Genomic DNA, 12,499 nt, shown 5'->3' on the forward strand with positions numbered 1-12,499 from the left:
AGCCAACCGCTCAACCCCTGACCCAACCGATAAGGACGCCCCCATGCTCGACTCCCTCGAAAAAATGCTCGCCAAGGGCATGGACAACTCCCTACTCCGCTTCGGCCTCGGCAAAGGCTACCTCGACCTAGGCGAATTCCCCCGCGCCGCCGAACACCTCCAACGCTGCGTCGAATTCGATCCCAAGTATTCGGCTGCCTGGAAACTGCTGGGCAAGGCCCATCAAGGCCAAGGCGATGCCGCTGCGGCCCGCCAAGCCTGGGAACGAGGCCTGGAAGCCGCCCGGGCTCATGGTGACAAGCAGGCGGAGAAGGAAATGACCGTGTTCCTCAAAAAGCTGGATCGCCACGCCTGAACGCCACGCACCTGTGGCGAGGGAGCTTGCTCCCGCTTGAGTGCGAAGCACTCACAAAAAAGACCACCGCGTTCTTACTACCAGCCCGCCAAACAGCCAACACGGTCTGACTGATATATAGGGAACTAACAGATGCTTCTTTTTAATAGATGACTGCTTTCGGCCAAGAGCCGACGTTCGCCCACTTGAAAACCCCCATTGCCATCGACGAAAGGTGCCATGCCAACTGAGCATAAATGCACTATCGGAAAAAATCCAAGGTCGTTAACATAAAAGCTCAGGTTCTCGCCAAACGTGCCGATATAGGTGAATGGTAAAAATGCCATATTTTTTGTAAAACCAATTTTATTCATGTCGGAGTATTCGTGGCAGATCTTTTTTTTTCTTGGGATATGGTAAAATTTTTCACACTGGCGATTATTGCCCTGTTGGTGTTGGCAATGCCTTTTATTATGAAGAGTGTCGAGCGAACACTTCCAGCTACCTTGGCACCAATTTATCGAAAACATGCCGCTGACACTTATGTCCAAACAGCAATTTTCTTGCTCCCCATATTTCTAGCAGCTTATAATGGATTTAAGTCTAATAATTTAACTGGAGCTATAACGCTAGCCTTTTTGTCCATTTGTTTTTTTGGGGGGTTACTGTCGTTATGGAATGCGAGAAAATCCTGGCTTGAGATTGAGGCAGCAAAAAGAGCATCAGCCAATTTTATACGGCTTGAAAAAGTAAGCAATATTAAATCAATGATCAAAGTTCTCGCCCTTGCGTCCTTGTTCTCAGCGATCGTAGGGTTGACCGGATTAATTTACGTAAGCAGTACCAAGGCACAACCAAGCTGGTTTTGGTTTTTCGCATTTCTCATGACCATGTATCCAATCTCAATTCGCCCTTGGTCGAATTCAGTTCTTGTAGTGGCAAGCAAATACGCAAACGACCCGAGATTTGGTGAAGAAGGCCAGTCCAAATAGTAATACACAACTAATTTTGGTGAAATATGACTAAGCCTCCGTCCTTTGGCGCCCTTATTGAGATACTCAAATCTGCCCCGAAAAAGCCAGACCCTAAACACTGGAAAGATCTCGAGGAGCATGTCCAAAAGGTATATCAATCGTTATTGCAGCTGCAGGATGAACGGGCGGTTGTGGCTAGAAACGCACTAATTCAAGGGCGGGACGGGGCTGCCTATCAAATTGATGTTTACTATGAATTCGAGCGGGCTGACATCAGGCATCGCGTTGCCATCGAGTGTAAAAATACTAAGCGGCCCGTAGAGCGAAAAGATGTGCTGGCCTTCAAAGCAACCATGGATGACTGCCTTGGCATGCAGGGAGTGATGGTGGCGGTAAACGGCTTCCAACAGGGAGCACAGGATTTTGCGGTAAAGAACGGCATTCGTGCGATCACTCTCGATGAGCTTCCAACTCTGAGCAATTTGCTGGGCAGGAGGCTTGAATCGGTGATGATGCCGTCCGAGGAAGCTGTTGGGTCTCCGTTCTGGTCGATTTACCACGAAGAGACTTTCGCGCCATATTCACAGACGTTGGCTCAGCGAAGATGTGCCGTGCTTTTCTATTCCAGGAGCCAGGCGAAGGAGTTTATGGCTCGCCACAGAGTGCCCGACGATTGGTGTGTTCGGGGGCTGACGATCAAGAATCTTGCAACGCTTATCCTGACCGTCGACTCTCTGAGAGGGAAATACAATTTAGCTTTTCCATCCCATCTGCAACCTGACCCACAGCGAGGTATCGCATTTTCGGAGATTGCCCGGGATGAGCTAATTCGTTGCTACTGCAGCGACTGCGGCCTTCCTAAAGAGCCCATGGTTGCTCTAGGGGCTTAGGTTTTGTATTGCTGCATCTCCAGCACGTGTGGTCGGCTACGCAAACGCTCCCGCTGGCCATTGGCTGACAAGGCCGACGATGCCGAAACCCTTCGGTTAGTGCGACCACCACCGGTATCGTGAACGTGATTCCTCTTAGCTAAGTGCTTGTAGAGGTGAATGTCCGCATCTGGCGGATTCTGGTGAAAAAGTCGGACGTGCTTTTCACGACAGAAAAGTACGCGTCTGAGATTGAATTCTTTATTTTCGGCAGAGGCTTCCGGGTTCAAATTTCACGTAGCGGCGTGCAGAAAAGGCGTCCTCACCAATCAATATGCGGGTAGCTCAGGCAAATCGACTTTTTCAACAGAATCGGCCGACTTCTGCCGGTCGCGACAGGTCAGAGTCGGCCAAAATCTGATATTCGATAACCCAGAAAGCTGGAGTGATTAATTTCTCTTTTGCATAGGTGATGATACTTGGGGGATTGGCGTTCAACCGAGCTTTAGATAACATTGAACCCCGTGGCTTAACTCTTTAGATCCAGTGGCAAATGCCCCCATTCGCCACTCGTAGAAGCAGATAAGTCAGCAGAGAGTGCCTACGCTTTTAAAATTCGTCGTGAAGCCCTAACCAGCAAGGAGGCATGAACAAATATGGGATATCCTTTTTATGACAACCCTCTCGATGAATATCTATTCAAACTTTTCGATCTTCAAGTCCGAGAGTTTGAAGCAAACTGTATCAAGCTAGATAAAGCGAGCACGTTAGAGGCGAAGAAAGCTGCAGGAGAATCTACCACAGCACTGTATGAAGAGATCCGGGCTCTCAAATGGGAGCATGAATTACCTGAAAGAACGTTTGACCGCTTTAGAAGCCCCGCGGAGCTCGCAGCTGAACGATTCGAGCGGGAGCATCCAGAACCACCGAAGCTTAATGTCTTCAATTGTCAACACGTCAATGCCACTCCGACTAAACGCGTGTTCAGAAATGGCGCAATGCATGTAGTTCTTCAATGCCGGGACTGTGGCACACAACCACGATCGCTTCCCAAGAGCGATTATGATCTAAAAACACTACCTGATTTCGATGAAGGGCTTTACCACCGCCTCACAGCAGAACGCAGTCTATGGGAAGAGGCTCGATGGGCAGTTTACAAAGCGGAGATGCAGAGCGGAAATGATATACCTGATTATGATTACACTTCATTTGATGAAACGTTCCGGAAGCTAAATCCGGCGCCATGCCGGGAAAACTGCGCACATGAGCATTTGGACGCCCGCCTTCGAACTTACTCCACAGGAGGAAACGCTATAGCTCTGCAATGTATAACCTGCGGGCACCACGTTAGTACATCTAGCAAAAGCAAATATCCCGGTTGGGCGACGCTTACACCTTTCGATCAAGATTTGGTTAAAAGATCAACGGAGGAATACAATGCATGGTTGCAGCATCGGTTTGAAAGCTCAAAAATTGACCATAAAAATTATAAAAATAGCGTCCGCCAGAGGCTCCAACAAGGTGAGCTGACATGGAGAGATAATTCCAGGTTCGGTACTTATTACGACTCACCAGAGTGGGAAAGAACGCGCGCCCGGATTATTCGCAGAGATGACTATCAGTGTCAGGCGTGTAAATGCTCTGCGGAGTGCGTACATCACATCCTCTATGACAGGCTAGGAGCTGAAAACGATTATGATTTAATTTCGCTCTGTCATAATTGCCATAACGTCATACATAAAGAACAAAGAAAAACCCACAACCTCTATCGAATGAGCCCAAGCGCAATCCGATTGATGCACACCGAAGACGATAAGTGAATCGCTCCTAATTTCTCAGACATATCGAATGTCTGCCTCTGGCCGTTTTCGGTCATTCTCGAAGGGCAGAGGCAAAAAGAAACCCGGCGCAGAACGCCGGGTTTTTTCATTGGCAAACCTTTACCTACTGCCGCGGCTCCACATTATCCAACACCCGATTCGCCAACAACGAACTCAACTCAATCAACTGCTGAATCCCCAGCGCCACATGACGCCGTGTCCCATCCAGATCAAACGCCAGATCACTCACCATCGCGTCAGCCGAAGCCAGCGTCTCACTGAGGTTGGCGAGCAGGCATTCGTTATCGAGGCCTTTCACGACGGTGAATAGCTGCCCCGGTTTGAGGTCCTCTTGGGATTCTTCCGGTTTCGGTTCGGTGGTTTCGTCTTGTTGCTTGGCTTTGGATTTTGCGGAGGTAGAGGTGGAACCTGCCTCTGGCTGGTTCGGAGTTTCTTTGAACATGTTCACGTTTCCTTTGTTAGTAGCCGCTACCGTCTCGCTACTAAACGAAAGGGAGGCAGCTGTGCGCAAGTTAGTAGACCGGTAGGAAAACGCAAAACCCGGCGCGCCCGAAGGCGCCATGCGCACAGCCACCATCGAGTGCAGGCAATGCCCGACTGATGAGACTCATGCGACCGTATCCTTAACCGGGCTACTAAACCCGACCACTGATGGGCAGTGGCAGGACGACAATAGAACCCGGGAACAAGGCGCACAAGCCGGCGGATTCTGGCGTAGTTGTAGGCAAAGGCGCAAGGATGCGTAGCTGGATGGACGTTGTAGGCGGGGGCTGTAGGAGACGAGTGTTTTGACGATGCAGTTGGGTTGTTTTGCTCAATCCAGCAGCACGAAATGATTTGAGTCCAATCCCCCCGTTGCAGAGAATTGCCCCCTTTACCCAAAAAGGATACGGGTGATGAAGTTCGAAGGGACTTTCCAATACATGGGTAATCGCGGGATCGTCTTCAACGTCTCGCAGATCACCCTCACCGACAGCGAACGTGGACGCTTGCGCGAGCTGCATTTTGGCGAGGCAAAACACGCTCACTATGTAGTCAACAGCAAGGTCGTCGAGGTATACGACAAGATGCAGGCCAGGGGCCTGCCTTGCGTGATGATGATCGGCATCTCCAGGCCGCTGACCCGACAACAGGGCGATGCCCTCAACGCCCAGCGCACCACGATCGCTACCCTTGCAGCTGCGGCATTCGCTTCCGCCGCCAAGGCCGTGGCCCCCCCTTACATGGCGGCATCTGTAGGGGTGGCTGTGCGCACGTATACCAATCAAATTCTACCTACCTACCTACCTACCTACCTACCTACCATGCGGGCGACGTACTGGTCAGCATCGAGGCGCAGGTCAACGGCGGCATCGGCCCGCAACGCACCCTCTCGACATTGATCATCAAGGCCTGACCGGAGACGTACATGTCCGAAATTACTCAGTTGGTCATTGCCTTGGTGGTGTCCTTTCTTCTTGATCGATTCCTCAAGCCCTATCTGCTACGTAAGTGGCTAGGCGTGGTGTTGATGGCGGCGGGTGTGGTTGGCTGCTTTGTGGCAGGTCAGAACCGCTTGTTGGGGTTTGATCTGGGGTTGCTGTCGGTTTTTGCCGTGGTGATAGGGATGGGGTTGTTCATGAAGCGGCGGCGGTTTGAGGAGGTTGGTGTAGGAAAGAAAGGGGCTGATTGAATCCGCAATTCAGTGAGCCGGGTTCTATCCTGTCAGCATAGATGCCCGAGAATCGGCTACGAGAGCGATGAACTCCCGCACCCATCTGAAGCCGGCGTGCCCGTCAGACCGCTCATGCCAGAACATGCCAATCGCAAAACCTTCCACCGGCAATGGGGGGGCTACGCACAGCAGTTGCTCGCCACGACCTTCTACGAGACGACGTGGAACCAGGGCCACACAATCCGACTCCGCGACCAACTCCGGTACTGGAAGGAAAGACGATGCTGACAAAACTACGTTACGCCGCTGCCCCCGCGCTACCAAGGCGTTATCCACCGAGGTAGAGAATCCTCCGCCGCGTAGTGACACCACGACATGTTCCAGTTGCGCGAACTCATCCACAGTCAGGTCGGCGTGCAGGCTTGGATGCCCACGGCGCCCGATCAGCACGTAACTCTCGTCATAGAGGTGTTGGGAGAGCAGTGTGGGCGGCGCGCCGTTCATGTTTATCACGGCCAGGTCCACATCGCCGCGGGTCATCTGCTGCTCCAGTTGTGGTACGTCCAGGATGCGCAGTGCGATACGGACACCCGGCGCTTTGCGTCGCATGGCGACAACGAGATGTTTGATCAAGGCCGCTTGCACGTAATCCGTGCAGGCGATGGATACCGTTAAGCTCGCCGTCGCGGGCTCGAAGTTCAGGTGGGTAGTGACGGTGGCTCTTACCTGGTCAAGTGCCTGGCGAAGCGGGACCAGCAGCTCCAAAGCTTTGACAGTGGGGGTCATTCCACGCTGCGCGGGGATTAGAAGAGGGTCGTTGAAGACATCGCGCAGGCGGCCCAATTGTGCACTGACCGCTGGCTGGCTCAAATGCAGACGGGCGGCTGCCCTAGTCACGTTCTGCTCGATGAGAAGGGCCTCCAATGTCACCAGCAGATTGAGATCAAGGCGTCTGGTATCCATCGAACTTATGCTAGCAGGAAAATTTTGCGATTTCACATATTGTCCGGGCGCCGCGACACTTCATCGACATCACAGCCGAGCCGCCATTCATGTCAAAAAAAATACTGATCATCTATGCCCATCCCGAGCCTTCGTCGCTAACGCGGCAGCTGGTGGATGTGTCTGTTGAATGCTTGACTGCGCAAGGGCACGAGGTCCTGCAATCCGATCTATACGCCATGGGCTGGAAAGCAACGTTCGACGAGCACGACTTTCCTGATCGGGCCAACCTTCAGCGGCTGTCGTTCGGCGCAGAGTCCGCTCACGCCTATCGTAATCGCAGCCAAAGCCCTGACGTGGCGGCTGAGCAAGACAAGGTTTTGGCGGCAGATACTGTCATCTTCCAGTTCCCACTTTGGTGGTACGGCATGCCCGCCATCATGAAGGGATGGATAGATCGCGTATGGGCAGCCGGACTCGCCCACGGCTACAAGGACGCTGGCAATGCCTACCGCTATGGTGACGGGGCCTTCAAGGGAAAGCGGGCCATGTTGTCAGTCGCTGTCGGCGGACCCGCAGAAGACTACTCGCCACGCGGTATCAACGGACCACTTGAGCAATTGCTGTTCCCGATCACGCACGGCTCGCTCTACTTTCCCGGGTTCGATGTGCTGCCTACGTTCGCCATATACGGCACTGGCAACTTGACCGCCGCGGATGCAACCGCAGCCAAAGAGGCTTGGCGCACCCGTCTTGAGGGTTTGTTCACAGACGCGCCAATACCTTTCCGGCCTCAAAACGGTGGGAACTACACACCCCAACACGAGCTTAAACGGCATGTGGCCGTCGGCCAGACCGGCATAATGGCGCACATTGCTTGTAGCGAAACAGCACAGCCGCAGCCGCTTGAAACGCAGGGGGTGTTATGAAAACTTTGGTGATTCTGACTCGCCGCGCTGATGGCAAGGCAGAGGACTTCAAGCGACTAGCGAAACCGGAGGTATTACACGTTTGGCAGGGCTTCGCACAGGGTGTTGTCCGCGCAGTACATGGACTGGCCGCCGGTCCCGGAGCAGCGTTTGAGCTGGAGTCCGCCACCTTTGAAGAGGCGCGTGAATACATTGAAGCGCTGCCTTACGTGAAAGAGGATCTGCTACATGTGCAGTACTGTGCGCTCAAGCCATTCTCTGACTACGAGAGACTCGGCGGTGAGCTTGACCAACTGCCCACCCAGCACATCCAATAAGCAGTGGCCGCTTTTGGCCGTTTGCAGCCTGCCGCCAGGAAGGACAGCCGTGGGTTACGCAGCGTGAAAGCTTGAAAATAGGTCGAGCTTATTTGTCCGCTATTCACGGACAAAGAAAAACCAAAACCCGGCGTATGACGCCGGGTTTTTTATGAGCATGCCTTTACCTACTGCCGCAGCTCCACGTTATCCAACACCGAATTATCGATACAATCGCCACTGTTTTTGCTTGGCTCTGGCTTGATTCAAGGCTGGATAAGCTGAACGCACGGTGCGTCGCCAACCGGCAACACGGCATCGTCACACTGCGCAATCGATGCGCGCATTTCGGAGAGCAGGGCATGGAACATGTCGATCACGTATTGATCGTGGATGATGATCGGGAAATCAGGGAGCTGGTCGGCAACTACCTGGTAAAGAATGGCCTGCGCACCACCGTGGTCGCCGATGGCCGCCAGATGCGGGCCTTTCTCGAAGCCAATCAGGTCGACCTGATCGTGCTCGACATCATGATGCCGGGGGATGATGGGCTGCTGCTGTGCCGCGAATTGCGCGCCGGCAAGCATAAGGCGACGCCGGTGCTGATGCTCACGGCTCGCAGCGACGAGACCGACCGCATCATTGGTCTGGAAATGGGCGCCGATGATTACCTGGCCAAACCCTTCGCGGCCCGTGAGCTGCTCGCGCGCATCAACGCGGTGCTGCGGCGCACCCGCATGCTGCCGCCCAACTTTGTCGTGACCGAAAGCGGTCGGATGCTCAAGTTCGGCCGCTGGCGCCTCGACACCACCGCTCGCCATCTGCTCGATGAAGACGACACGCTGGTCTCGCTGAGCGGCGCCGAGTACCGGCTGCTGCGGGTCTTTCTCGATCATCCTCAGCGGGTACTGAGCCGCGACCAGTTGCTCAACCTGACGCAGGGCCGTGACGCCGACATTTTCGACCGTTCCATTGACCTGCTGGTCAGCCGCGTGCGCCAGCGCTTGTTGGATGACGCTCGCGAGCCGCTCTACTTGAAGACGGTGCGCAACGAAGGGTACGTCTTTACCTTTGCGGTGGAAATGCTTGAGGAGCAGGCATGAAACTCGCGTTGCAATGGCCCCGCACGCTGGCCTCGCGGCTGTGGCTGGTGTTCCTTGTCGGCTTGATACTGGCCCAGGCCCTGACATTCGCAGCCCAGTACTACGAACGTTACGAAAGCACCAAGACGGCCATGTTGGGCAATTTCGAGCACGACACGGCGACCTCCATCGCCATCCTCGACCGTCTGCCGGCCGCCGAACGCCTGGAATGGACCAAACGTCTGCAGCGTCGCAACTATGACTATTTGCTGCGCGAACATGATCCCGGCATTCCGCTCACTTCCAACGATCTCGCGGCGACAGCGGCGCAATCCCTTCAAGTCTCGCTGGGCCGCAACTATGACCTGACCATTGTCGAGATCCCTGGTCCACGCCAGCATTTCCAAGCTCAGGTGCGATTGGCTGACGGCAGCCCGGTGACCATCGATGTGCGTCCCTCGGTCAGGCCGTTGTCGCCCTGGTTGCCCTTTGCCCTGGTCGGTCAGTTGCTGTTGATGATCGGCTGCACCTGGCTTGCCGTGCGGATCGCGATACGCCCGCTCAGTCGACTGGCCGAGGCGGTCGAGAACCTCGACCCGAACGCCCATCCCGTGCCGTTGGACGAAACCGGTCCACGGGAAGTGGCCTACGCCGCCCGGGCCTTCAACAGCATGCAGGCGCGCATTGCCGCTTACCTGAAAGAGCGCATGCAGTTGTTGGCGGCCATTTCCCACGACTTGCAGACGCCCATCACGCGCATGAAGCTGCGCGCCGAGTTCATGGACGACTCGATAGAGAAAGACAAACTGGGCAACGACCTGAACGAAATCGAGCACTTGGTGCGCGAGGGTGTCGCGTATGCGCGCAGTGTCCACGGTGCGACTGAGACCAGTTGCCGCATCAGCCTGGATTCTTTTCTAGACAGCCTGGTGTGCGACTACCAGGACACTGGCCGGGAGGTCAGCCTGCGCGGCCAGAACGGCGCGATCATCGAAACAAGGCCCCATGCCCTGCGACGTATTCTGGTGAATCTGGTGGATAACGCGCTGAAGTACGCCGGCACCGCCGAGGTGGAAATCGGTGGCAATGCGAGCACCGGCGTTTCGATCAGTGTGCTTGACCGAGGGCCGGGCATTCCTGAGGAAATCCTGGCAGAGGTGGTGAAGCCGTTCTATCGGGTGGAAAGCTCTCGCAACCGCAGCTCTGGCGGCACCGGCCTGGGGCTTGCCATCGCTCAACAGTTGACCGTCGCGATTGGTGGCTCACTGAGCCTGCGCAACCGCGACGGCGGCGGTCTTTGCGTGACCCTCGACTTCGGCGTCGATCAGTAGGCCGAGCTGGCTGCACGTCACGTGCAGCCGCTATTGCCGGATCATCGGCATGCATTTGTAAGCCACTGTATCCAGCGCATCTACATACGCAAAAAAACGCATAACGGCCGGGTGTCGAACATTTCCGGTATACATGCCGCTGCAAGAATTCTCCCCATCAACTCGCCATCGGATCCCCCGAATGGCGAGCCCTGACCTAAGGAGATCTTGCGATGAATACCCAGTCCCAACGCGCTCAAGCAGCCAACCAAGCCCAGGCCGGCAGCTATATCACCACTCAGGACGGCGTACAGCTGTATTACAAGGACTGGGGTCCGAAAGATGGGCCAGTCGTCACCTTCAGCCATGGCTGGCCGCTGAATTCGGATAGCTGGGAATCGCAGATGTTGTTTCTGGCTGACCAAGGCTATCGGGTAATCGCCCACGACCGCCGCGGCCATGGCCGTTCCAGCCAGCCGTGGGAAGGCAACGACATGGATCACTATGCCGATGACCTGGCCGCTGTGATCAACACCCTGGACCTTAACGACGTGACCCTGGTGGGTTTCTCGACCGGTGGTGGCGAAATCACCCGCTACATCGGCCGCCACGGCACCGACCGGGTGAAGAAGGCCGCACTGATCAGCGCCGTTCCGCCGATGATGCTCCAGACCGAAGACTACCCAGGCGGCCTGCCGATCGAGGTGTTCGACGGCCTGCGCAAGGCCTCGCTGGACAACCGCTCGCAGCTGTACCGCGACATCGCCTCTGGCCCATTCTTCGGCTTCAACCGCGACGGGGCAAAAGTCTCCCAAGGGCTGATCGATTCGTTCTGGGTGCAGGGCATGCAAGCGGGCCACAAAAACACCTATGACTGCATCGCAGCGTTCTCGGCAACAGACTTCCGCGCCGACCTGGCCAGGTTCGACGTGCCGACACTGATCGTGCATGGCGACGACGACCAGATCGTCCCGATTGACGCCTCCGCCCATGCCGCCGCCGAGCTGGTGCAGAACGCCGAGTTGATCGTCTATCCGGGCGCCCCGCACGGCCTGACCGACACCCACAAGGACCGACTCAACCAGGATCTGTTGGACTTCCTGGCCAAGTGAACCCATCGCTGCAGCGTCACCCCTCCAATCAATGAAAAAAGGAATGATCATGCTCACTATCAAATCGCTGTTGGCCGTCACCATCACCGCTGCGCTGGCACTCACATCCGTCCAAAGCGCAACCGCCGCGCAACCCGATGCCGCCAAGCCCACCATCGTGCTGGTGCATGGCGCATTCGCCGAGTCGTCCAGCTGGAATGGCGTTGCCACCCAGTTGCTGACCCAGGGTTATCCGGTCGTTGCCGCGGCCAACCCGCTGCGGGGCGTGAAGCAGGACGCCGATTACGTCGCTGATATCGTCGAGCAAACCGCCGGCCCGGTGATCCTGGTGGGTCATTCCTACGGCGGCGCCGTGATCACCAACGCCGTGCACGACAACCCCAAGGTCAAGGGACTGGTCTACGTCGCAGCCTTCGCGCCGGACAAAGGCGAAACCGCCATCGAACTGTCCGGTCGCTACCCTGGCGGCACCCTTGGCCCGACCTTGGCTGCTCCGGTGCAGTTGGACGACGGCAATAAGGATCTCTACATCCAGCAGGACAAATTCGGCCAGCAGTTTGCCGCCGACGTCGCAGCGGCTGATTCCGCCCTGATGGCCGCGACACAACGCCCCATCAGCGAGGCTGCATTGAAGGAAGCGTCTGGCGACCCGGCCTGGAAAAAACTGCCGTCCTGGTTCATCTACGGCTCGGCGGACAAGAACATCCCCGAGGCCGCCCTGAAGTTCATGGCCGAACGCGCGGGCTCGAAAAAGACCGTCACCGTTCAAGGAGCTTCCCATGTGGTGATGACGTCGAATCCGGGGAAAGTTGCGGAGCTGATTGTTGAGGCGGCGCAGGCCAGTTCCAAAGGATGACCGCGTAAAGTGGGGCGACTGACCTAAAAGCCTCATCCGTTTGTCTTCGAGAAGAACCAAAAACCCGGCACAGGTGGCCGGGTTTTTTCGTTGGGGCATAAATACTATTGCCGCGGTTCCACGACCTCAGCTCAATCAGCGGCTAGTACCCTGCGCCACATGACGCCTCGATCCATCCAGACCAAATGTCAGGTCACTCACCATGGCGGCGCACAGTGTGCAGCCTTGGGCTCGGTATTCGGTTCGACACAACCCCCCCCTGTGGCGAGGGAGCTTGCTCCCGCTGGCCTGCGCAGCAGG

General features: G+C 55.8%; 15 protein-coding genes. 12 read left to right on the forward strand and 3 right to left on the reverse strand.

Annotation, left to right across the window (positions count from 1 at the left end):
• The first annotated feature begins 43 nt into the window (after nucleotides 1-43).
• A complete protein-coding gene (locus tag J3P96_RS00370) occupies nucleotides 44-355 on the forward strand; it encodes a tetratricopeptide repeat protein (RefSeq protein ID WP_434654597.1) in 312 nt (103 codons plus the stop codon).
• A gap of 125 nt (nucleotides 356-480) precedes the next feature.
• Here the strand turns inward: J3P96_RS00370 and J3P96_RS00375 are convergent, their stop codons facing one another.
• The gene (locus J3P96_RS00375; RefSeq protein ID WP_434654598.1) at nucleotides 481-708 is read right to left on the reverse strand and encodes a hypothetical protein; all 228 of its coding nucleotides are present in this window, start codon (nucleotides 706-708) and stop codon (nucleotides 481-483) included.
• 12 nt (nucleotides 709-720) lie between these two features.
• On the opposite strand from J3P96_RS00375, the gene J3P96_RS00380 reads away from it, so the two are divergent.
• The 3 genes from J3P96_RS00380 (at nucleotide 721) to J3P96_RS00390 (ending at nucleotide 3,997) form a co-directional block, all read left to right on the forward strand.
• Nucleotides 721-1,326, forward strand: coding sequence for a hypothetical protein (locus tag J3P96_RS00380; protein WP_434654601.1), 606 nt, complete (start codon nucleotides 721-723; stop codon nucleotides 1,324-1,326).
• Between the two features lie 26 nt (nucleotides 1,327-1,352).
• Nucleotides 1,353-2,198, forward strand: coding sequence for a restriction endonuclease (locus tag J3P96_RS00385; RefSeq protein WP_434654603.1), 846 nt, complete (start codon nucleotides 1,353-1,355; stop codon nucleotides 2,196-2,198).
• A gap of 635 nt (nucleotides 2,199-2,833) precedes the next feature.
• On the forward strand, nucleotides 2,834-3,997 hold the full coding sequence (locus J3P96_RS00390) for an HNH endonuclease (RefSeq protein WP_434654605.1): 1,164 nt from the start codon (nucleotides 2,834-2,836) through the stop codon (nucleotides 3,995-3,997).
• A gap of 124 nt (nucleotides 3,998-4,121) precedes the next feature.
• Here the strand turns inward: J3P96_RS00390 and J3P96_RS00395 are convergent, their stop codons facing one another.
• Nucleotides 4,122-4,460, reverse strand: a complete 339-nt coding sequence (locus tag J3P96_RS00395) for a DUF6124 family protein (protein ID WP_434654607.1) — start codon at nucleotides 4,458-4,460, stop codon at nucleotides 4,122-4,124.
• A 454-nt stretch (nucleotides 4,461-4,914) separates the two neighbouring features.
• Here J3P96_RS00395 and J3P96_RS00400 point away from each other — a divergent pair, with 454 nt between their 5' ends.
• Both J3P96_RS00400 and J3P96_RS00405 read left to right on the forward strand, forming a co-directional pair.
• The gene (locus tag J3P96_RS00400; RefSeq protein ID WP_434654609.1) at nucleotides 4,915-5,400 is read left to right on the forward strand and encodes a hypothetical protein; all 486 of its coding nucleotides are present in this window, start codon (nucleotides 4,915-4,917) and stop codon (nucleotides 5,398-5,400) included.
• A 26-nt stretch (nucleotides 5,401-5,426) separates the two neighbouring features.
• The gene (locus tag J3P96_RS00405) at nucleotides 5,427-5,690 is read left to right on the forward strand and encodes a hypothetical protein (RefSeq protein WP_434654612.1); all 264 of its coding nucleotides are present in this window, start codon (nucleotides 5,427-5,429) and stop codon (nucleotides 5,688-5,690) included.
• A gap of 24 nt (nucleotides 5,691-5,714) precedes the next feature.
• On the opposite strand, the gene J3P96_RS00410 is transcribed toward J3P96_RS00405, so the two are convergent.
• On the reverse strand, nucleotides 5,715-6,635 hold the full coding sequence (locus J3P96_RS00410) for a LysR family transcriptional regulator (protein ID WP_434654615.1): 921 nt from the start codon (nucleotides 6,633-6,635) through the stop codon (nucleotides 5,715-5,717).
• An 89-nt stretch (nucleotides 6,636-6,724) separates the two neighbouring features.
• Here J3P96_RS00410 and J3P96_RS00415 point away from each other — a divergent pair, with 89 nt between their 5' ends.
• The 6 genes from J3P96_RS00415 to J3P96_RS00440 all read left to right on the forward strand — a co-directional run bounded on the left by J3P96_RS00415 (nucleotide 6,725) and on the right by J3P96_RS00440 (nucleotide 12,199).
• The gene (locus J3P96_RS00415) at nucleotides 6,725-7,543 is read left to right on the forward strand and encodes an NAD(P)H-dependent oxidoreductase (RefSeq protein WP_434654618.1); all 819 of its coding nucleotides are present in this window, start codon (nucleotides 6,725-6,727) and stop codon (nucleotides 7,541-7,543) included.
• Nucleotides 7,540-7,860 carry a hypothetical protein gene (locus J3P96_RS00420; RefSeq protein WP_434654621.1) on the forward strand — a complete coding sequence of 107 codons (321 nt, stop codon included), beginning with the start codon at nucleotides 7,540-7,542 and terminating at the stop codon, nucleotides 7,858-7,860. Before J3P96_RS00415 ends, J3P96_RS00420 begins: the two co-directional genes overlap by 4 nt.
• A gap of 341 nt (nucleotides 7,861-8,201) precedes the next feature.
• Nucleotides 8,202-8,942, forward strand: coding sequence for a response regulator (locus tag J3P96_RS00425; RefSeq protein ID WP_186710633.1), 741 nt, complete (start codon nucleotides 8,202-8,204; stop codon nucleotides 8,940-8,942).
• On the forward strand, nucleotides 8,939-10,252 hold the full coding sequence (locus tag J3P96_RS00430; RefSeq protein WP_434654624.1) for an ATP-binding protein: 1,314 nt from the start codon (nucleotides 8,939-8,941) through the stop codon (nucleotides 10,250-10,252). The genes J3P96_RS00425 and J3P96_RS00430 overlap by 4 nt, the downstream gene beginning before the upstream one ends.
• A gap of 212 nt (nucleotides 10,253-10,464) precedes the next feature.
• Nucleotides 10,465-11,343, forward strand: a complete 879-nt coding sequence (locus J3P96_RS00435) for an alpha/beta fold hydrolase (RefSeq protein WP_434654627.1) — start codon at nucleotides 10,465-10,467, stop codon at nucleotides 11,341-11,343.
• A 43-nt stretch (nucleotides 11,344-11,386) separates the two neighbouring features.
• Complete coding sequence (locus J3P96_RS00440; RefSeq protein ID WP_434654630.1) at nucleotides 11,387-12,199, forward strand: alpha/beta fold hydrolase; 813 nt, start codon at nucleotides 11,387-11,389, stop codon at nucleotides 12,197-12,199.
• The last annotated feature ends 300 nt before the right edge of the window (nucleotides 12,200-12,499 follow it).

The sequence above is a fragment of the Pseudomonas sp. R3-56 genome, from assembly GCF_051132075.1.
Lineage (GTDB): Bacteria > Pseudomonadota > Gammaproteobacteria > Pseudomonadales > Pseudomonadaceae > Aquipseudomonas.